Origin of the sequence: Candidatus Poriferisodalis sp. (assembly GCF_965204195.1) — a bacterium.
GTDB lineage: Bacteria > Actinomycetota > Acidimicrobiia > Acidimicrobiales > Poriferisodalaceae > Poriferisodalis.
Window position 1 is genome coordinate 3,275,440 of the sequence record NZ_OZ241975.1, and the last position, 19,095, is coordinate 3,294,534.

Sequence of the window (19,095 nt, forward strand, 5' to 3'; positions counted from 1 at the left end):
ACGTTGGCGATCGCCCCAGTTCGGGGCCGTCAGCCGGGAGTGGTGCAGAGTCCGGCGAGACTGCCGATCGCAGTGTCACGGCGGGGCTGGCGAACCTCGTGCTCGTCGTAGCCGTTGGTGGTGTAGCCGAGCGACAGGCCGGTGGCCGGGTCGCCCCAGGCGAGCTGCCCGCCGGCACCGTTGTGGCCGAACGCCATCGGCGACACGGTGCGGCCCAGCCCGCGCATGTTCGACAGGCCGTCATCGCCCGCCAGGAACAGCCCGATCGAGCGGTTTGCGGGCATGCCCATCGGGTCGGGCATCGTGTTGCGCACCTCGCCCGTGCCGGTGGCGAGCATTTCGGGGTCCCACAGATCGTCGGGGTTGTGGAGCAGGCCCTGGTAGAAGCGCGCCAGGTCGACCGCAGTGCCGAACCCCCCGCCGCCCGGCACGCCCACCTCGCGCACCGACGGCTCGTTGAAGCGCAGGATTGCCTCATTGGTGACCTCGGTCATGGGCAGTTCACGCACGCCGAACGTCGCTTCGAGCTCGTCGGGCGTGGCCGGCTCGCCCACCAGGATCAGCTCCGCGATGCCGTCCTGGTCGTCGGCAGCCAGGCCCAGCAGGCGCGGCAGCCCGAGCGGGCCGGTGACCCGGTTGTGCACTTCGTCGCGGAAGTCGTTGCCGGTGACTGCGTTGATGATCTCGGCCAGCACCCAGTGCGCCGACGTCGGGTGGTACTCGTACCGGGTGCCCGGCTCCCAGTTGAGCCGCCAGTTCGCCATGGCGACCAGCCGCGACTCCGACGTGTCCCACTGCGGCGGCTTCAGCGGAGCGTGCGGAAAACCCGACGTGTGCAGCATCACCTGCTCCACCGTGATCTGGTCCTTGCCATTCTCGCCGAAGACCGGCACGTAGCTGGCTGCGGTGGCCTCGAGTTCCACCACCCCCTCGCTGATGAGCTGCCACATCGTCGATGCAACGAACGGCTTGGTGGCCGAGAAGATGCAATAGCGGGTCTCGTCGGTGGCATCGCCGTAGGTGGCCTGCGCAACGATCTCGCCTTCGAATCCGACAGCCACCTGGCAGCTCGGCAGGAGCCCCGCTTCCACCTCGCGCTTGCAGCGGTCGAGCAGCGCGTCGATGCGGGACGGTTGGACTGTGGTTGCAGCGTCAGTTGTTGTGCTCACGGCCTTGGCCTAGCACCCGCGGCTACCGTCTCGCTCCACAAGAGCGGGCAAGGACAGGGGACGCAATGAGCGACAGCACACCGGCCAACGGCAAGATCGAGTTCGGGCTGGCAATTCGTCGCAGCGACGACATCGCGGGGGCTGCGCGTGAGATCGAAGCGCTCGGCTACGACTACGCCACCACCGGCGAGCACGTGTTCTTCCACGTGCCGACGTCGAACGGCTTCATCTCGCTGGCGGTGGCAGCGGGCGCCACCACCACGCTCAAGCTGATGACATCGATCACGCTCATCCCGCTCTACCCGGCGGCGCTGTGCGCAAAGCTCGCGGCCTCGCTCGACGTGGCCTCCGGCGGGCGCTTCCACCTCGGCGTGGGCGTCGGCGGCGAGATGCCCTCGGAGTTCGAGGCGTGCGGAGTGCCGGTGCGCGAGCGCGGCGCTCGCACAAATGAGGCGCTCGACATCATGCGGCGGTTGTTCACCGAAGACGACGTCACCTTCGAGGGCCGCTTCAACACCCTGAACGGCGTCACGCTCGCACCCAAGCCGGCATCGCCGCCGCCGGTGTGGGTCTCCGGCAGGCAGGACGCCGCGTGGCGACGGGCAGCACGCTACGGCGACGGCTGGCTGCCGTACATGTACACGCCCGAGCGGCTCGCGCAGTCGATCGAGGCCATCGCCGGCTACCGGGAAGACGAAGGCAACCCGACACCGGTGGAGCCCGGCCTGTTCGTGTTCTTCTGCTGTCACGAAGACAACGACACGGCTATCGAGTACGCCGCCGAGCGGCTGTCCAAGCAGTACGCGCAAGACTTCTCGCAACTCGTTCACAAGTTCGCCATCGCGGGCGATCCCGACCGCTGCGAGGCGCGGCTGCGCGAGTACATCGACGCCGGCGCGCGCACCGTCGTGTTGAGCGCCGCCTCGCCCATGAGCTACATCGAGGAAAGCGAACGATTCTGGGCAGCGGAGGTGCTTCCGCGCTTCCGCGAGGGGTAGGCCTAGTCGCCGAAAGGGACGGGATGTCCGCAAAGCGATTCTTCGAGACGACGCTGGCAGCGGAGCGCATCGACGAGCTGGGCGCTTCGGGAGCGTGGCCGAACCGGCTGCTCGACGAGCGGATCGACAGGTGGACTGCCGAGCGGGCCGGCGAACCGGTCATCACTGATCGCTTCGGCACCATGACCTGGGGCGAGCTCGGCGCCGACGTGGACGCCGTCAGCAAGGGCCTGCTGGAGATCGGCGTCCGTCCCGGCACGGTCGTCCAGCTGCAACTCCCGAATTGGCGCCATTTCGTGGTGACATCGGTGGCGTGCGACCGCATCGGGGCGGTGGTGAACCCGGTGGCGCCGATCTTCCGGCACAACGAGCTCACGGTGATGAGCGAACTCGGCCGGCCGATGGTGGTGGTGACCGCCGACAGCTACCGGGGCTTCAAGCTCGCCGAGATGCACGCCGAGCTGCGCGAGCAGTGCGAATGGGTCACCGAGCTGGTGGTGGTGCCATCGCCCGAGACCTTGCAGTCGGATGCAGACGGGGACGAGTCGTGGCTGCCGGAGGGCGCGATCACCTGGGAGGACCTGGTCGAGGAAGGCCGGTTCTCGTCGTACGACCGCGCCGCCGTCGACCTGTGCCGGCCGGGGCCCAACGACGTGTGCGAGATGATGTTCACCTCGGGCACCACCGGCCTGCCCAAGGGCGTCATGCACACCCACAACATCCTGTCGGTGGCCGTCGACGCCTTCCTCGACACGGTGTGCGAGGGGCTCGAGCCGCACCCTGGCGCTGGCGCGCCGCAGGCGTACGTCACCCACATGGCCTCCACCCTGGGCCACCAGACCGGCTACCTGTACGGGATGCGGCTGCCGCTCTACACCGGCGGCCACGTCGTCATGCAGGACGTGTGGGACCCCACCGAGTTCGTGGAGCTCATCGGCAAACACCGGATCCAGCTGTCGATGGGTGCGACGCCGTTCCTCGCCGACGTGCTCAACGTCGATGATCTGGCCGGCTACGACCTGTCCACGTGGCAGCGATTCCTGTGTGCGGGCGCAGCGATCCCGCGCCCGGTGCTCGAACGTGCGCTCGAGTTGCTGCCCGATTGCGTGGTGATGCCTGGCTGGGGCATGACCGAAACCGGCCTGCTGACCGTGGGCCGGCCCAGCGACCCGCTCGAGCGCCGGCTCACCGACGGCCGGGCCGTGAACGACAACGAAGTACGGGTGATCGACGAATCCGGCCAGGCAGTGACCGACGCCGAGGGCGACCTGCAATGTCGCGGCAGCGCGCTGTTCGCCGGCTACATGGCCGGGCGGGAATTCACTGAGCAGTTCTGGACAGACGGCTGGTTCGACACCGGCGACCGGGCGGTCATGAACAGCGACGGATACATCAGCATCGCGGGCCGTACGAAGGACTTGGTGATCCGCGGCGGCGAGAACGTCCCTGTCAAGGAAGTCGAGGATGTGCTGCTGCGGCACCCCGCCGTGGGTGTCGCCGCCATCGTCGCCAAGCCTCATGAGCGACTCGGCGAGATCGGCTGCGCATTCGTTCAACCCACCGGCGAGGCGCCGACACTAGCCGAGCTCACAGAGTTTCTCGACGATCAACAGGTGACACGGCAGTTCTGGCCCGAGGAACTCGTCATCGTCGACGAATTCCCGATGACGCCGAGCGGCAAGATCCAGAAGTACCGGCTGCGCGAACGCTTCGACTAACTGCGTCGCTGTATCTCATGGTTCCGACGCTCAAGAGCGTCGCCGTATCGGACGCTTCCGACGCTCAAGAGCGCCGGAAGAGCAGCTGGAACTCCATGATTCCGTGGTCTTCGGCAGACAGGACGATGGGCACCTGCGGCACCGTCACATCGAAGTCGGCGAAGGTGATCTCGACTGAGCCGACAACGGCGATGACGCTGCCGACGAGCTGGGCTTCGATGTCGATGGTTACTGGCTGCGTGATGCCGTTGACCGTCAGGTCGCCCGATGCCATGAGGCTGATGGGCTCGCCGAGTTCCACGGCGCCGTCGATGTGCAATTCCTCGGTGAGCGAGAACGTGGCCGTGGGGTGCTGAGACGTGCCCAGCGCTCGCTGCACCGCACCGTCGCGGCGGATGTCGTCGGTGCGCAGCGTGGTCAGGTCAACCTCAATCTCCACGGAGGTCACAGACTCCTCGGCGATCACCAACGTGCCGCTGACATCGCCGGTGCGGCCTACGGCTGTGAATGCGCCGATGCGCGCCAGCTCCTCATCCACACGGAAGCCAGCGAAGGAACCGGTCGCGTCCTCCAGGGTGAACTCCCCGGTCTCGGCATCCACGGCCCACGTGCCGCCCAGTTCCGCTGTCGAGGTCACCGCAGCGGCGGGTGCCGCGGCCTCGTCGGTGTCGCCGTCGCTTGCTCCCGATACGCCAGCGCTGTCGCCGTCGTCCACGCCCGCGGCGTCGCCGTCTGCGGCATTGGAGACAGCGTCATCGTCCCCAGCGGCCTCACCGCTCGCTGCTGCAGTGGTCGGCGACGCTGGGAGATCCGGGTCTGCTTGCGCCTGTTCGGCGACTTCGACCGCTTCGGCCAGGCTGACCTCTTCGGGGGCATCGCCGAGCACTCGCCACACGCCGACAGCCGCTGCGGCAGCCACGACTACGAGCAGCACGACCACCGTCACAACCGTCCGGCGCCGGGGGCTCATGGCGGCTCACGGTAGCTTGGGGCCGCTCATGAAACTGCGCGACCTGAGAACCGGACTGACCTTCGACGACGTACTGATCGTGCCGCAGCGGTCGTCGATCCGCAGCCGCAGCGACGTGTCGGTGCGCACCCGCCTGTCCCGCAACATCCCGCTGGATCTGCCAGTGATTGCGGCCAACATGGACACGGTCTGCGAGCACGAGATGGCGATTGCCATGGGCCGTCTGGGCGGTGCGGGCATCGTCCACCGGTTCATGCCCATCGTCGCGCAAGCAGCCCAGATCGCCGCGATCAAGAACGCCGACGACGGCGCACTGGTTGCGGGCGGCGCGGTAGGCACCGATCACGACATGGGCGACCGAGCCAAGGCACTGGTGGCAGCAGGAGCCGATGTGCTGGTGCTCGACATCGCGCACGGTCACGCCGACCACGCCATCGACGGGGTGCGCCGCCTGAAGGACAACTTCGCCGACACCGACGTGATCGCCGGCAACGTGGCCACCATCGACGGCGCGATCGACATGGCCGAAGCCGGTGCCGACGCGATCAAGGTGGGCGTGGGACCGGGCGGGGTCTGCACCACGAGGCTGGTGGCCGGGGTCGGCGTGCCGCAGTTGTCTGCGACCGACAGCGTGGTCAACGGGCTGGCCGACGCGGGGTTCGACGTGCCGGTCATCGCCGACGGCGGCATCAGGACATCGGGCGACATCGCCAAGGCGCTGGCCGTCGGTGCCGAGACCGTGATGATCGGCAGCATGCTCGCCGGAACGAAGGAGAGTCCCGGCGAGGTCGAGCAAGGCCCGCACGGGCTGCGCAAGCGCATCCGCGGCATGGCCAGCTTCGAAGCCATCGAGGCCCGGGCCGAGCGTCACGGCGAGGAAATCGACGACGAGTACTTCGAACAGCGGGCGCCTGAGGGCGTCGAAGGCACCGTGCCCTACCGGGGCGAGGCCGGCAAGCTGATCGGCGAGCTGATGGCCGGCCTGCGCAGCGCCATGAGCTACACCAACGCCCGCAACCTGGCCGAATTCACCGAGCGCACCGAGTTCGTCGCCGTGACGCCGCTCGGGTTGGCGGAGAACACCCCGCACGCCACCCTGTCGTACTGACGGGTACCTCTGCCCGCCAGTCGAGGAGTTCCGACATGGGAAGCGAACCGTCCAGAGACCTGATCGCGCTCGACGACCCCTACCCCGACCGCGACTACGAGGTGCGCTGCACCACGCCGGAGCTGACCTGCGTGTGCCCGGTGACCGGGCAGCCCGACTACGCCACGGTCGACATCGCGTACATCCCCGATCGTCGCATCGTCGAGCTGAAATCGCTCAAGCTCTACCTGTGGAGCTTCAGGGACGAGCCGGTCCATCACGAAGCCATCACCAACCGCATCCTCGACGACCTGGTGGCGGCCGTCGCCCCCAAGCAGGCCACGGTCGAGACGCGCTGGCTGGTGCGGGGCGGCATCACCACGACGGTCACGGCTCGCCATCCGGCTCAGGCATCGCTGGGCTGAAGCCGCGGCACGCCTGACCGGAGGCCGTCTGGCGGCCTCAATACACTCGATCCGATGCCATTGTTGGCGCCCGCCGACAGGCGCATTCTGCGCGAGCTGCTCAGCCGTGGGGGGACGGCTGAGATCGGCGAGATCAGCGCGGCTGTGGCGCTGGACAACCAGACGGTGCAGACCTCGCTCGGCACCCTGCAGGAATCGGGCATCGTGGCGCAGACCGGCTCCGTGCCGGGGCTGCGGGGCGCACGCTGGTCGCTTACCCGGCACGGCCATGAAGTGGGGCCGTCGCTGGTCGGCAGCGACCTCGCCGGCGGCCCTGATGGCCACGAGGCAACTGGTCCGACCGACCCGGCCGAGGGCTGGGGCTTTCCGTGGCGGCCGCCGAAGCCCGAAGCGCCGCTCTATGCGACCGGCCTGAGCCGGCGGGCGCGCCGAGCGGCCGACCGCGCCGTCATCGGCATCGCGGGATCTCCGCCCAAGCGCCGTCGCCGTGGCCGTGCGATCGTTGCGATCCTGCTGATCGCCGCCACCATCGGTGTGGGCTTCGTGGCGATGATCGCGCTGCGCGTCACCGAGATCACCGTCTCGGGCATCAACGACGGCGCGATGGTGCGCCCGGCTGGGCTGGCCGGGACCGTCCTGGAGTTCAGCATCGACGGCGGTGATGTCACCTCCGCACAGATGCTGCTCGACGGCTTCCCGGTGAGCGGAGTGCAGCGCTACGACAACCGGATCGTGTGGCCGGTGCCGGAACTGACCGAGGGCGCGCACATCGTGACGCTCGATGTCGATCGACGCTTCTTCGGCACGGCAACGGCAGCGGTCACGTTCACGGTGGACGGGACGCCCCCAGCGGTGGAGCTGCCGAGGGTCTTCGAGCCAGTGGCATTGGACGAGCCGGTGGTGTTGGCCGGGTCGGTCGAGCCGGGCGTATCGCTGCAGATCGGGGATCAGCGCGTCGATACGGCATCGGGCTCGTTCAGCCTCACCCTGCCGAGCCCGCCCGGCGGCCCGGTGCCGGTGATCGCCACCGACGCTGCCGGGAACACCACCGAGTTCGATGTCATCGTGCCCATCGGCTACCCGCACACCACGGGAGTTCACGTGACGGCAGCCGCATGGGACCACGACGGGCTGCGCGAGTCGGTAGTGGAGCTCATCGAGCAAGGCCGCATCAACGCAGTACAGCTCGATCTGAAGGACGAGGATGGTCGCATCGGCCACCGGACCAACGTCCGGCTGGCGCAGCTGTCAGGTGCGTCGAGGGAGCTCTACGACTTGCGGGAGGCCATCGAGGAGCTGCACAACCTCGGCGTACGGGTCATCGGGCGCATTGTGGCCTTCAGGGATCCGACGCTGGCCCGCTACGCCACGGCCAGCGGCGACCGCGACTGGGTGCTGCAGACGCCCGACGGCAGGCCACTGTCGAACTACGGCGGGTTTACCAACTTCAACCACCCGATCGTGCGGCAGTACAACCTGGATATCGCCGCCGAGGCCGCCGCGGCCGGCATCGACGACATCTTGTGGGATTACATGCGCCGGCCCGAAGGCGATCTGAGCGGCATGCGGATTCCCGGCTGGGACGGCGGCGACCCGTCGCCGGTCATCGTGAGCTTCCTGGCTGAGGCGAATTCCATGCTGCGCGAGGCGCAGGTGTTCCACGGTGTCTCGGTGTTCGGCATCGCGGCAGACCGCGGCGAGTGGGTGGCGCAGGACATCGGCGCCATGTCCGACCACGTCGACTATGTGGCGCCCATGGTGTACCCGTCGCACTGGGGGCGCGGCGAGTACGGCGTGGTGCACCCAGAGGCACAGCCCTACGACATCACCAGGGCGTCGCTGGCCCAATTCCAGCGCGTGCTCGCGGGCACCAACACGGCGGTGGTGCCGTGGCTGCAGGACTTCTCGATGCGGGTGAACTACGGACCCGACGAGGTGCGCGCCCAGATCGATGCCGCAGCCGACCTCGGCATCAGCGACTGGCTGCTGTGGGATCCCCAAGTCACCTACACCAACGAAGGCATCCCCGTCTCGTACCGCTAGCGACGATGGCAGCCTGAGCATTGGTGCGACGGGGCGGGCATGATGTGGCGCCGATCCGGCGCACCCCCACTACCCCGAGGAGCACCCATGGCCACCCTCTCTGCGGAACCGCTGTCCAAGTCCTACGCCACCGTCAACGGCAAGCAGATGGCGTATCACGACTCCGGCTCGGGCGATCCGGTCGTGTTCCTGCACGGCAACCCGACGTCGTCGTACCTGTGGCGCAACATCGTGCCCCACGTGCGGCCGCACGCTCGGGTCGTGGTGCCTGACCTGATCGGCCAGGGCGACTCCGACAAGCTGGACGACACCGGGCCCGACTCGTACCGCTTCGTGGAGCACCGCGAGTACCTCGACGGCTTGCTCGACCAGCTCGACCTCGGCGACAACATCACGTTCGTGATCCACGACTGGGGATCGGCGCTCGGTTTCGACTGGGCCAACCGGCACCGCGACCGCGTCGCGGGTCTCTGCTACATGGAGGCCATCGTGCGGCCGATGAGCTGGGCGGAGTGGCCCGAGGCGGCAGCCGGCATCTTCCAGGGCTTCCGCTCCCCCGCCGGCGAGGAGATGGTCATCACCAAGAACCTGTTCGTCGAGGCGGTGCTGCCTGGCTCGATCCAGCGCAAGCTGTCCGACGAGGAGATGAACGAGTACCGGCGCCCGTTCGTCGAGCCCGAGCACCGGCGTCCTACCCTCACGTGGCCGCGCCAGATCCCGATCGAGGGCGAACCTGCCGATGTCACCCAGATCGTGACCGACTACGGCGAGTGGCTGTCGGGCTCAGACGTGCCGAAGCTGCTGGTCAACGCCGATCCGGGCGCGATCCTCAACGGCCCCCAGCTCGAGTACTGCCGCACCTGGCCGAACCAGACCGAGGTGACCGTCGAGGGCAATCACTTCTGCCAGGAAGACAGCCCCGACGAGATCGGCCAAGCCATCGCCGACTGGCTCCAGAACCGCTAGCCGAGCCCCACTGCTTGGCGGGCTCGAGCCTCGCGCTGCTTGCGCTCGATCTCTTCGCGCTTCTCCACGGGCGTCTGGTTGGTGATCACCTGGTACAGGTCGGTGTCGATGTCGTCGAGGACGACGTCGCCGGCCAGCACTGCTGACTTCCAGTCCTGGTGCTCGGCGTCGCGCTGGTGAAACTCCGGCATGACCTCGGCGGCGAACAGCTCGAGGCTGGAGCAGATGTCCTCGTGGGTGTTCTTGCCGGCCTGGTTCAGCAGGATGAGCTGATCGACGTGAGCGTCCTCGTACATCTCCAGCTTGCGGCGGATGATCTCGGGTGAGCCCACGAGGCCGACGTTGTTGCTGGCCTTCTGGCCCTTCGGCGACTTCTTCCATTCCTGGTACTCGTCCCACAGGTTGACCGAGCCCGGCTCGACCGGTCCGTGAGAGTTGTAGAAGACCAGCGAGAACTGGAAGAACGTCCAGCCCTCGGCTTTGGCCTGGGCCTCCTCGTCGGTCTCGGCGCACATGAACGGGCTCACGACTGCGACGCCGGGGTTGGTCTGGTAGTCGCAGAGCAGATCGAGGTGGTTGAGGTAGTTGTTGTAGTAGGCGTTCACCCAGGCCCGGGCGGCGTCGGCCGACACGAATGAGAAGCCCAGCGCGCCCATGCCGCGCTGGGCCGCCATGACGATCGTGTCGAGCTGGCTGCACGCCACCCACAGGGGCGGGTGCGGCTTCTGGTAGGGCTTGGGCACCACGTTGCGGGCGGGGAACTTGAAGATCTCGCCGTCGTAGCTGTGGTTGACCTCTTGGAACATCGGCATGAGGCAGCGCACTGCGTCTTCCCACACGACACGCTTGTCGCGGAAACGGCGGTCGAAGGGGTGCAGCTCGGTGACCGACGATCCCTCGCCGATGCCCAGCTCGACCCGGCCGCCGCTCACGATGTCGAGCGTGGAGACCCGTTCGGCCACGCGGGCTGGGTGGTTGGTGGGCAGCTGCACGATGCCGTGCCCGAGCCGGATGTTCTTGGTGCGCTGGCTGGCTGCCGCCAGGAACACCTCGGGCGCCGAGCTGTGGCTGTACTCCTCGAGGAAGTGGTGCTCGACCTCCCACGCGTAGTCGTAGCCGAGCTTGTCGGCCAGCTCGATCTGGTCGAGCGCCTGCTGGAACAGGACGTACTCGGAGTCGTCGTTCCACGGCCTCGGCAGCTGCAGCTCGTAGAAGATCCCGAACTTCATGGCGTGTCTCCCTGTGCGCTGGACCGCCGGTCATCCTATGTGGGCGCTCCCGGTGCTGACCGGGGCGGGTCCTGTCAGCGAACACCCCGCAGTCCTCGCAAGCTGCGGGCTGCGGGGGCCCCGTTCGCTGCCACCCACCCCTCCGACCGCGCTAGCAAGTGTCTTCGCGAGTGCCGAAGTGTCGGGCCGTTTTGTGCTCGCCGAGTGCATCGGGGCCTGACCGCCCGTTGGTGCGACATACAGCGGTGTTTGGACGGAGATGAGGGCGGTGCGAAGATATGGGGGTGACGGCCGTTGGGTTCGTGGGGTTGGGCACGATGGGCGGGCCGATGTGCGCCCGCCTGAGCCGTGCCGGCCACCCGGTCACGGCATTCGACCTGAACCCTGACGCTCTCAATGATGCGGTGGATGCCGGTGCGGCGGCCGCGGGTTCGGCCGCCGAGGCGGCCGCCAGCGTGGACGTGCTGTTGACGTCGCTGCCTGCCCCGCAGCATGTCGAAGCCGTGATGTGCGACGCCGGGGCGCTGGCGGCGCTGTCTGCCGGGTCGGTGTGGGTGGATTTGACGACGAGCCGTCCTGAGCTGATCCGGCGTCTGGCTGGCGAGGCGCCTGAGGGTGTCGACGTGGTGGACTCGCCGGTGACCGGTGCCGTGGATGGTGCTCGCAACGGCACCCTGACGCTATTTGCCGGCGGCGAGTCTGCGGCGGTGGAGCGCGTGCGACCGGTGCTGGAACGGCTGGGGCGGGTCATCGCGTGCGGGGTGTTGGGCACGGGGTGCGTGACGAAGCTGGTGACCAATCAGCTGTGGTTCGTCGGCGCTGCTGCACTGGCCGAAGGACTGGCCGTGGGGGTACGCAACGGCGTCGAGCTCGGCGACCTCTGGGAGGCCATCAAGGCCAGCGTGGGCGACAGCTTCGTGGCGCGCCATGACGCGCCCAGCATCTTCGCCGGGCACTACGACCCGTCGTTCCCATTGGAATTGTGCGTGAAGGACCTGGGGTTGCTGGCCGAGTTGGAGACCATCGTCGGGGCTGACCTCCCGATGACCACAGCCGCTCGCGCAGCGTTCGCCCTAGCGGCCGAGCGATACGGCCCCGACGCTGCGGAGTTGAGCGTGGCCCGGCGCATCGAGGACGACGCCGGCCTGTCGCTGCGGCTCGACGGCGACTGGGTTCCGCACTGGGAGGCGTAGCGAGATGAGCACCACAGCGGCTGCGCCCTCCGGCTTGGACGAGGGCAGCGAGGCAGCCGAATTGAGCCGACTGATCGACCATGAGCGCTACCCGCTGGAAGGGCGCGACCTGCCGGCGTCAGACTCCAGGCACGCGGCCTACTGGAACGTGGTCGAGCACGCTCGTAGCGGGCTGCGATCCGACGGCTGTGCGGTGCTGAAGCGATTCGTGACGCCAGACGGCGTGCGGCAGCTCAACGAGGAGATCGTCGCTGCGAAGCCGCAGACGCATTTTTCGACGCAGGTCATCAATCCCTACTTCCACACCCACGTCAATGCCGAGTTCGGCGACGACCACCCGGTCAACACGTTCACTGAGCGTTCGAGCGGCTTCATTCCGGGCGACGCATGGCCGCCGGTGTGCGCCATCGACGCGGTGTTCCGTGCGCCGCAGTTGTGCCGGTTGCTGGCTGACTGCCTCGAGATCGACGATCTGCACTGCTACGCCGATCCGCTGGCGGGCCTCACGGCGAACATCTTGGATCCCGGTCAGCAGTTTCCTTGGCACTTCGATACCAACGACTTCGCCGTGACGGTGCTGGTGCAGCCTGCCGACGAGGGCGGGTTGTTCGAGTACGCGCCTGCGGTGCGATCCGCGGATGACGAGGGCTTCGAGACGATCGGCGGGCTGCTGGCCGGTGGGCGCGACGGCGTTCACACGCTGGATCTGCAGCCTGGTGACCTGCAGATCTTCCGTGGGCGCTACTCGTTGCACCGGGTGACCCGGGTGGCTGCGAGCTCGCAGCCCCGCCATGCGGCGATCTTCGCCTACACCCACCAACCCGGCGTCATCGGGCGAGTCGAGCGAACCCGCCAGCTGTTCGGCCGCGTCCTTACCGAGCACGAGGAGGCCGAGCGGAGCCGGGTGCGCGAGGACGACCTGCTCGACTGACGGGGAGCGGTTGGACCGACGCCCGGAAATCACTGTGACTGCGGTGCATGTGCCGCGTACCGTGCGGGCGTGAGCAAATCAGGCGAATCAGGCCCCTCAGACCAGAACAGCACCCAGGCGCCCTCGGCGCGCACCAGGTTGCGGCGCATGGCGGAGCGGGGTCGCTACGGCAGTGACGACGTGCGGGAGATCCTCGACGCTGGGCTCATCGCGCACGTCGGCGTCGACACGCCCGACGGGCCGCTGGTGCTGCCGATGGCCTACGGGCGCGACGACGAGAACCTGTACCTGCACGGAGCGTTGGCGAATCACCTGCTGAACTCCGGCGAAGGCACCGAGATCTGCGTGACCGTCACCCACCTCGACGGTCTGGTGATGGCGCGCACGCCGTTCCACAACTCCATGAACTTCCGCTGCGTCGTGGTGCGCGGCCTCGCTCACCGGGTCACCGACGCCGCGGCCAAGGAACGGGCACTGAAGCTGGTGACCGATCACATCGTCGCCAACTGGGACACCTCCCGGCCGCCGAGTGCCGAGGATCTGCGAGCGACACTGGTGCTGGAGCTGCCACTGGCCGAGGCGTCAGCCAAGGTCCGCGCCGGCGACCCCGTCGACGACGCCGAAGACATGGCTGGCAACTGGTGGGCCGGAGTGGTGCCTCTCACCACCCGCTTCGAGCTGCCCACCCCCGCCGCCGACCTCACCGAGGGCATCACGACGCCCACTGCCGTCGCGAACCTCGCCCACCGCACGCCCGACACCAGGCAGTCGGTCTAGCGATTGGGGTGCCGGCGGCCTACTCGCGGCCCTCGGTCGGGACCGCCGGGTCGAACGTGTGGTAGTCGGCCGCGTCGTTCACGAAGATGGCCCGCTCCGTGTGCAGGCCCGAGGGAAGATCGAGCGTGCCGGCGCAGATTGCAATGGTGTCAACTTGGTGCGACTTACCCTCAGCCACCTTCCAGAAGAGCGACGCGCCGCACTCTCGGCAGAACCCGTAGGCCACGTTGGGGTCGTCGGCCGGGTGGTGCCACGCCAGGGAGGCATCCGAGATCAGCCGGAGGTCGGCGGTCTTGCAGCCCGTCGCTGCCATGAAGTGCCCCGTCCACCGCCGACAGCGCCAGCAGTGACAGTTCCACACATGTCGGATCGGCCCGTGCACCTCGTAGCTCACGGCACCACACAGGCAGTGACCCGAGGCCACTGGCCCCGAAGCAGACTCGGCCGACTCGCTCATCGCAGCACCTCCGAGTTCGCGCCGTGCTCCCGGCGACGCGCGATTCTTCCATGCTGTGCACCACGGCCGTCGGCAACCTCGGCCACTTGCAGTCACCATATATCTTTCTTCACGTTGGCTATATATAATTTGACGCGTGAAGACGATCTCGATCACAATCGACGAGTACCTGAATGACGCCGCGAGGCTTGAAGCGAAGCGGCGCGGCATCTCGAAGTCGGAATTGATTCGCCGGGGTCTCCTTCACATGCTCCAAGACGACGCACCCACTGCCGACGACGATCCTTGGACAGCGCTCGCGGGCTTCGGTCCCGAGGGTGTGACCGTCGAGCCCGGCGAGATCGACGATGTCGTGTACGGCACGTGAAGTTTGCCGACACGGGGTGGTGGGTGGCCTGGGCGCTGCCATCTGACGCCCGCCACAACGACGCGCTCGCCATGCTCGGCAAGCTCGGCCGATCCGAGCAGATCCTGACGACGAATCACGTCGTCGGCGAGACCTGGACGTTCCTGCGCCGCCGTGCAGGTCACGCCTACGGGGTCGCCTACTTGGACCGAATCGAGGCCCTCAGTGCTGGCCATGGACTGGTCGTGACACACGTCACCGAAGATCAGGAGCAGCGGGCAGTGCGCTGGCTCCGCGAACACGACGAACGCACGTACTCGTTCGTGGATGCCACAAGCTTCGAAGTGATGCGCCAGCGAAGACTCCGCGAAGCCCTGGCCTTCGACGGCGACTTCGCCGCAGCCGGCTTCCTACACGTACTCCCCTGATCAACGCCAGCTAGCCGCGTTATCCGTCTTCGATCTCGATCAGGATGCGGCAGTGATCGCTCGGACCCCACTCGTCAGGTCCATTCAACGCCCATACGGAGATCTGCTCGTGGAAGCCGCGTGAAGCGAATACGTAGTCGAGCTGATTGGTAGCGGTTGCTGGCGTTTGCCGCGTTGAGTGATACGTCGGCACATTGCGAGTATCCGACGGCAATCCGGCTGGGATCGGCTCTGCTTGACGCCCTCCATCGGGAGCTTGCGGTCCAAGGAACTCGAAACCCAGTGCGTCCATCCGGTCGATGACCGTCTGTGTCCGGGATCCCAACGACTGCCACGGTTCATTGGTTTCGCCATAGATCATGTTCAGGTCGCCTGCGGCCAAGATCCTGTGGGTTGACGGCCTCGTGTCACCGATGAATGCCGACAGATCCGAGATGATCCGGTGCGCCGAGCCGTCCGAATAACCGACCTTCCATGAGCTATTCGTCGACGGATGCGGCCCCGCCCAACGTGCGTACATTGACACCACTACGAAGGGCTCGGCGGTGGCCGGCGCTACTCGGGCCGCCGCGACGGTTCCGATACCACTGACGGCGATCTCGTCGTCGTCCACCCAGCCGATCGGGCTGACCTGCCGGAACCATTCGACGTCGACACGATCAGACAGCTTCACGATCTTTGGCCACCGGTCGAACAGTCGTGAGAAGCGCCCCTCCCACCAGTCCGAGTTCCAACGATGTGAATCCCAGCTCTCGGGGGGTCCGGTGTCGACCCTGTCGGCGACATCAGTCGGATAGTTGCCGGCCTCCTGCAGGAGCGCCACATCGACATCCATCTCAACCAGCTCGCGCCACGGGGCGTGGCGCTTCGCTACGTTCCAACTCACGACCCTCGTCACCATGGAAGGCGACCGTACCCGCGGGCTGTGACAGGCCTCATAATCGCCTCGAACGCGTTCCAGCGACCACGCAGTCGAATAGCGATCGGATTCGGCACCGCCAGCATCAGGTACGAAACCCAATTCAGGCTTGCGGCGCAAGCATGATGCGATGATGGAGCGGCAACAGGGCGCAGAAATGCCGGTGATGGAGACTCTGCGCGGCTCGATCACATCGGTGGGGTTCGCCTCGGGTCATCGATTCGTGATCGGTGACTGGCGGCAGAGCCCGATCGGTCCGTTCGCCGACGTGATGTGGGCACGGCCTGACGGGAGACGCGTTCTGCTCGGCGAGGGCGGCGCCGCCGCATTTGTCAACTCGGTGTACCCGTTCGACAGGGTCCGAGACGAACCGGTCACGACCGAACGCCGCGGCCGCAGCTACACCGTCCGGTCGGGCGGACTCCAGCTAGACATGAAGATCGGCCTCGCGAGACTCAGCCTGCCGCCACGTCCCCGCTGGCTCACGGCCACGGTTGAGAACTGGTGTGCCCGCAAGCTGCTCGATGTCCGCACCTACGGCACCAGCCCGACCGGAGTCGTCGAGTGGTACCGAACTCGCTCGGCCCGCCGCGTCGTCGCCGCCACGGCGAGCCTCGACGGCACCGACCTCGGCGCGCTCGCGCCGCTTGACCGGCCACTCGGCTTCGGTTTCACCGACCCGCCGCGGCGACCCTCCCACGTCAGGCTGCGAGTAGACCTGCAGCGTCTGCCTCGTGGCAGAGGCTCGTGACGCTCAGGCTCGCGAGGATCGACCAGAGAGCGCTGCCCGCTGGTCTGCAGCATCCCGCGCTTCGTCTACCGAAGGCAGCCCGCCGGTACGGCGCCTGATGACGGCGTTGGAGCCCCAAATCGCCAAGAAAGCGCATACGAGTATTGCGGGCGCAATCAAGAAGTAAACCGACGCAACAAAGAACTGCCATCCATCGCCGGTGCTCGGTCCAGATGTCGACAGCGCGTAGTCGAGGACGCTCGCCAGCACGAACCAAGCAATGCACCATCCCGCGAGTTGGCCGGGCTTGCGACGTGCGTATTCAATGAAGCGATTCTCCCGAACTGCTTCAGTCCGACCCTCTGTCACAACCTCAGCCTACATATGGCAGACACGACGGTTGCCGGTGCGTCGTTCGGCTCTGACGGGCCGCTGCAGCGCCGAGCCACCAACTCGTTTCGGTTCTAGCCGTCTGGGCGCGGTGTGGGGAGGCGGTAGATCCAGTGGCCGCCTCTTGGGTCGATCGCGTGGAACAGCAGGTGTTCGCCGGTCTCGCTCCATCGCAGGGTTGGCGTGCTGCCTGATGCGATTTCGGCGGTTGCCTGCACGGTGACGCTGTAGTCCTCGCTGGCGATCGGATCTTGCAGCGAGCGGATCGCGGCGGTGGCCTGGCCGTCCGACCACTCGCGCATCGCTGCGATCGCGGAGCCGTCATCCGACCACGTACCACGGCCGCCGACAACACCCGACAGCAGCAGCGATTCGGACAGGTCGTCGAGTCGCACCATTCTCAGCTCGTCGCCGGTTCGGTAGGCGATGACGCTGCCATCAGGAGACCACGAGGGCGCTGACAGACTCTCGGCACTGGCAGAGATCACCTGCTCAGCGCCGTCCAACAGGTCCACCAAGACGATGCGGTGCTCGAAGCGGGTGCTTCCGTCGTTCTCGGTCACCCGCATTCGGCGGGCGAACGCGATGCGGCCCTCGTCGGGAAACCAAGTGGGGTCTTGATCCAGCACATTTCCGTGCGTGATCTGAGCAAGACCCAGACCGTTGGGCAGGATCATGAAAATGTGGCTGGCCCTCTCTCCTTCCACGATTGCGCCCTGCGAGAACGCGATCCACTGGCTGTCGGGCGACCACACCGGCGCATTCAGGCCGTACTGAGCCGTGAGGAAGGGAAGGTCGCTGGTTCCGTCGCCATTCGCAACCCACAGGGTGCTGCCGACCCGGAACACCATGCGCCGGCAGTCGGGTGACCACGAGAGATGATCGACGCCTTCGGGCTTGGTGCTCGCGAAGCTCAACGGGACCTGAACACGTTGAGCGGGCAGCACTCCCCTGCAAACGTCTGCGGGCGGGCCGGGCTCGTCAAGCCGGATGCGGCTGGGGATGTACGGTTCGACGCCCGACACTGGGTGCTCTGGTTCGCCGAAGGCCTCCGACAGCTCCGAGCCCGATGCGTCGGTTGTGTCAGTTGGTTCGTCTTCAGGTTGGGGTGGCTCCGATTCCACCGGTGCCTCGGCAGCGGCAGCAGTCGTCACCGGCGCGGCATCCTCGTCGGGCGCAACCGCATCTGCGCTCGTTTCCGGGGCTGCTTCTGCGGGTTCGGCGTCGTCGGCGGCCCCATTCGAACCCAGCTGCGAACTGACTGCGGCAGCAGCAACGAGCAGTACGCCGGCGACGGCCGCAACCAGCCACCATCGCGTTCGAGGCTGATCAGGACCGCGGCGGCCTGAGCTCGACACCACCATGCGCGCGACCGTACTTGCAACCGATCGCGCACAGTCGGTCAGAGGACGCGCGAAGCGGATTCTCTAGGGTGGCCCGGTGCCCAAGCCGCTGATCGGACTGTCGGGACGGCGCCGCGCCGGCGCTCGCATCCGCGGTTTCCCGCCGGTGTTCGTGGATGTCGAAGTCGATCTGTACATCGCTCACTACGCCCAGGCGGTGCACGCTGCGGGGGCCATCGCGGTGCATGTGCCGCTCGACGCCGACCCGGCCGATGTGGTGCCGCGCCTCGACGCGGTGCTGCTCACCGGCGGCGAGGACGTAGCCGCGTGCCTGTACGCCGATCGCCTGCACGAGCAGGTATACGACGGCATCGACCCGTTTGCCGAGCGCGCCGCCGGCTTCGACAACGACACCGTCAGCGCCGTCGACTCAGTTCCGATGCTTGCTCGCAGCGACGGCGAGCACAGCAGCCCACTCGCTGCCGCCGACCGCGTGCCGCTGCGCGATGCGTTCGAGATCGCGCTGCTCGACGCCGCCGTCAACAGCGGCCTGCCGGTGCTGGGCATCTGCCGCGGCCCGCAGCTCATCAACATCGCCGCCGGAGGCACCCTGCACCAGCACCTTCCCGAGCACGCAGCCACGGACGGGCCGCCCGACGCCACCCCCCACACCGTCCTCACCGTCGAGGGCAGCCAGCTGCGCGAGATGTACGGCCCCGAGGTGGCGGTGAACTCGCTGCATCACCAGGCGGTGGATCAGCTCGGCGACGGCTACATCGCCACCGCCCACTCCCCCGACGGGATCATCGAGGGCATTGAGCACACGGAGCTGCCGATCCTGGCCGTGCAGTGGCACCCCGAGCTGATGGCCGAGGCACTCGCCGACCCCTGCTTCCGCTGGCTCGTCGACAACGCCAGCCGCTGACCACTGCGACGGTGCCATAACCCGACGCTGACCCCGTCGGCAGGCTGCCCA

Annotated in this window: 19 protein-coding genes; 13 read left to right on the forward strand and 6 right to left on the reverse strand. The window is 67.4% G+C overall.

Annotation, left to right across the window (positions count from 1 at the left end; genetic code table 11):
* Positions 1-29: 29 nt before the first annotated feature.
* Positions 30-1,169 (reverse strand): serine hydrolase domain-containing protein, encoded by a 1,140-nt coding sequence (locus ACOGI8_RS14670; protein WP_419854536.1) that lies wholly within the window; start codon positions 1,167-1,169, stop codon positions 30-32.
* Positions 1,170-1,234: 65 nt separating this feature from the next.
* Between ACOGI8_RS14670 and ACOGI8_RS14675 the strand changes: the two genes are divergently transcribed.
* Entirely contained in the window at positions 1,235-2,167 is a 933-nt protein-coding gene (locus tag ACOGI8_RS14675) for an LLM class flavin-dependent oxidoreductase (protein ID WP_419854537.1), read from the forward strand.
* A gap of 23 nt (positions 2,168-2,190) precedes the next feature.
* On the forward strand, positions 2,191-3,885 hold the full coding sequence (locus ACOGI8_RS14680) for an AMP-binding protein (protein WP_419854538.1): 1,695 nt from the start codon (positions 2,191-2,193) through the stop codon (positions 3,883-3,885).
* A gap of 64 nt (positions 3,886-3,949) precedes the next feature.
* Here ACOGI8_RS14680 and ACOGI8_RS14685 read toward each other — a convergent pair whose 3' ends face one another.
* On the reverse strand, positions 3,950-4,855 hold the full coding sequence (locus ACOGI8_RS14685) for a YceI family protein (protein ID WP_419854539.1): 906 nt from the start codon (positions 4,853-4,855) through the stop codon (positions 3,950-3,952).
* Positions 4,856-4,883: 28 nt separating this feature from the next.
* Between ACOGI8_RS14685 and guaB the strand changes: the two genes are divergently transcribed.
* The 4 genes from guaB (at position 4,884) to ACOGI8_RS14705 (ending at position 9,376) form a co-directional block, all read left to right on the forward strand.
* Entirely contained in the window at positions 4,884-5,963 is a 1,080-nt protein-coding gene (gene guaB / locus ACOGI8_RS14690) for an IMP dehydrogenase (RefSeq protein WP_419854540.1), read from the forward strand.
* 35 nt (positions 5,964-5,998) lie between these two features.
* Positions 5,999-6,367: a preQ(1) synthase gene (gene queF / locus ACOGI8_RS14695; protein ID WP_419854541.1), complete on the forward strand. Its 369-nt coding sequence runs from the start codon at positions 5,999-6,001 to the stop codon at positions 6,365-6,367.
* 54 nt (positions 6,368-6,421) lie between these two features.
* Entirely contained in the window at positions 6,422-8,410 is a 1,989-nt protein-coding gene (locus ACOGI8_RS14700; protein WP_419854542.1) for a putative glycoside hydrolase, read from the forward strand.
* Positions 8,411-8,497: 87 nt separating this feature from the next.
* Complete coding sequence (locus ACOGI8_RS14705) at positions 8,498-9,376, forward strand: haloalkane dehalogenase (RefSeq protein WP_419854543.1); 879 nt, start codon at positions 8,498-8,500, stop codon at positions 9,374-9,376.
* On the opposite strand, the gene ACOGI8_RS14710 is transcribed toward ACOGI8_RS14705, so the two are convergent.
* Positions 9,373-10,605, reverse strand: a complete 1,233-nt coding sequence (locus ACOGI8_RS14710; protein ID WP_419854544.1) for an LLM class flavin-dependent oxidoreductase — start codon at positions 10,603-10,605, stop codon at positions 9,373-9,375. The genes ACOGI8_RS14705 and ACOGI8_RS14710 overlap by 4 nt on opposite strands.
* A gap of 284 nt (positions 10,606-10,889) precedes the next feature.
* Between ACOGI8_RS14710 and ACOGI8_RS14715 the strand changes: the two genes are divergently transcribed.
* From ACOGI8_RS14715 to ACOGI8_RS14725, 3 genes are all read left to right on the forward strand, one after another.
* Positions 10,890-11,798, forward strand: a complete 909-nt coding sequence (locus ACOGI8_RS14715) for an NAD(P)-dependent oxidoreductase (protein WP_419854545.1) — start codon at positions 10,890-10,892, stop codon at positions 11,796-11,798.
* A gap of 4 nt (positions 11,799-11,802) precedes the next feature.
* Positions 11,803-12,729 (forward strand): HalD/BesD family halogenase, encoded by a 927-nt coding sequence (locus ACOGI8_RS14720; RefSeq protein ID WP_419854546.1) that lies wholly within the window; start codon positions 11,803-11,805, stop codon positions 12,727-12,729.
* Positions 12,730-12,798: 69 nt separating this feature from the next.
* A complete protein-coding gene (locus ACOGI8_RS14725; RefSeq protein WP_419854547.1) occupies positions 12,799-13,506 on the forward strand; it encodes a pyridoxamine 5'-phosphate oxidase family protein in 708 nt (235 codons plus the stop codon).
* 19 nt (positions 13,507-13,525) lie between these two features.
* On the opposite strand, the gene ACOGI8_RS14730 is transcribed toward ACOGI8_RS14725, so the two are convergent.
* Positions 13,526-13,963, reverse strand: coding sequence for a GFA family protein (locus ACOGI8_RS14730; protein WP_419854548.1), 438 nt, complete (start codon positions 13,961-13,963; stop codon positions 13,526-13,528).
* A gap of 136 nt (positions 13,964-14,099) precedes the next feature.
* On the opposite strand from ACOGI8_RS14730, the gene ACOGI8_RS14735 reads away from it, so the two are divergent.
* Together ACOGI8_RS14735 and ACOGI8_RS14740 are read left to right on the forward strand one after the other, a co-directional pair.
* A complete protein-coding gene (locus tag ACOGI8_RS14735) occupies positions 14,100-14,330 on the forward strand; it encodes a CopG family transcriptional regulator (protein WP_419854549.1) in 231 nt (76 codons plus the stop codon).
* A complete protein-coding gene (locus ACOGI8_RS14740) occupies positions 14,327-14,737 on the forward strand; it encodes a type II toxin-antitoxin system VapC family toxin (RefSeq protein WP_419854550.1) in 411 nt (136 codons plus the stop codon). Before ACOGI8_RS14735 ends, ACOGI8_RS14740 begins: the two co-directional genes overlap by 4 nt.
* Before the next feature lie 19 nt (positions 14,738-14,756).
* Here the strand turns inward: ACOGI8_RS14740 and ACOGI8_RS14745 are convergent, their stop codons facing one another.
* The gene (locus ACOGI8_RS14745) at positions 14,757-15,638 is read right to left on the reverse strand and encodes an endonuclease/exonuclease/phosphatase family protein (RefSeq protein ID WP_419854551.1); all 882 of its coding nucleotides are present in this window, start codon (positions 15,636-15,638) and stop codon (positions 14,757-14,759) included.
* A gap of 148 nt (positions 15,639-15,786) precedes the next feature.
* Here ACOGI8_RS14745 and ACOGI8_RS14750 point away from each other — a divergent pair, with 148 nt between their 5' ends.
* A complete protein-coding gene (locus tag ACOGI8_RS14750; RefSeq protein ID WP_419854552.1) occupies positions 15,787-16,407 on the forward strand; it encodes a hypothetical protein in 621 nt (206 codons plus the stop codon).
* A 443-nt stretch (positions 16,408-16,850) separates the two neighbouring features.
* Here ACOGI8_RS14750 and ACOGI8_RS14755 read toward each other — a convergent pair whose 3' ends face one another.
* Positions 16,851-18,140 (reverse strand): TolB family protein, encoded by a 1,290-nt coding sequence (locus tag ACOGI8_RS14755; protein ID WP_419854553.1) that lies wholly within the window; start codon positions 18,138-18,140, stop codon positions 16,851-16,853.
* 76 nt (positions 18,141-18,216) lie between these two features.
* Here ACOGI8_RS14755 and ACOGI8_RS14760 point away from each other — a divergent pair, with 76 nt between their 5' ends.
* A complete protein-coding gene (locus ACOGI8_RS14760) occupies positions 18,217-19,044 on the forward strand; it encodes a gamma-glutamyl-gamma-aminobutyrate hydrolase family protein (RefSeq protein WP_419854554.1) in 828 nt (275 codons plus the stop codon).
* The last annotated feature ends 51 nt before the right edge of the window (positions 19,045-19,095 follow it).

What these genes read in the sequence shown, in the direction of transcription:
- ACOGI8_RS14675 (WP_419854537.1), top strand. Translation starts at nt 1,235, where the DNA reads ATGAGCGACAGCACACCGGCCAACGGCAAGATCGAGTTCGGGCTGGCA.
- ACOGI8_RS14680 (WP_419854538.1), top strand. Translation starts at nt 2,191, where the DNA reads ATGTCCGCAAAGCGATTCTTCGAGACGACGCTGGCAGCGGAGCGCATC.
- ACOGI8_RS14685 (WP_419854539.1), bottom strand. Translation starts at nt 4,855, where the DNA reads ATGAGCCCCCGGCGCCGGACGGTTGTGACGGTGGTCGTGCTGCTCGTA.
- guaB (WP_419854540.1), top strand. Translation starts at nt 4,884, where the DNA reads ATGAAACTGCGCGACCTGAGAACCGGACTGACCTTCGACGACGTACTG.
- queF (WP_419854541.1), top strand. Translation starts at nt 5,999, where the DNA reads ATGGGAAGCGAACCGTCCAGAGACCTGATCGCGCTCGACGACCCCTAC.
- ACOGI8_RS14700 (WP_419854542.1), top strand. Translation starts at nt 6,422, where the DNA reads ATGCCATTGTTGGCGCCCGCCGACAGGCGCATTCTGCGCGAGCTGCTC.
- ACOGI8_RS14705 (WP_419854543.1), top strand. Translation starts at nt 8,498, where the DNA reads ATGGCCACCCTCTCTGCGGAACCGCTGTCCAAGTCCTACGCCACCGTC.
- ACOGI8_RS14710 (WP_419854544.1), bottom strand. Translation starts at nt 10,605, where the DNA reads ATGAAGTTCGGGATCTTCTACGAGCTGCAGCTGCCGAGGCCGTGGAAC.
- ACOGI8_RS14720 (WP_419854546.1), top strand. Translation starts at nt 11,803, where the DNA reads ATGAGCACCACAGCGGCTGCGCCCTCCGGCTTGGACGAGGGCAGCGAG.
- ACOGI8_RS14730 (WP_419854548.1), bottom strand. Translation starts at nt 13,963, where the DNA reads ATGAGCGAGTCGGCCGAGTCTGCTTCGGGGCCAGTGGCCTCGGGTCAC.
- ACOGI8_RS14745 (WP_419854551.1), bottom strand. Translation starts at nt 15,638, where the DNA reads ATGGTGACGAGGGTCGTGAGTTGGAACGTAGCGAAGCGCCACGCCCCG.
- ACOGI8_RS14750 (WP_419854552.1), top strand. Translation starts at nt 15,787, where the DNA reads ATGATGGAGCGGCAACAGGGCGCAGAAATGCCGGTGATGGAGACTCTG.
- ACOGI8_RS14755 (WP_419854553.1), bottom strand. Translation starts at nt 18,140, where the DNA reads ATGGTGGTGTCGAGCTCAGGCCGCCGCGGTCCTGATCAGCCTCGAACG.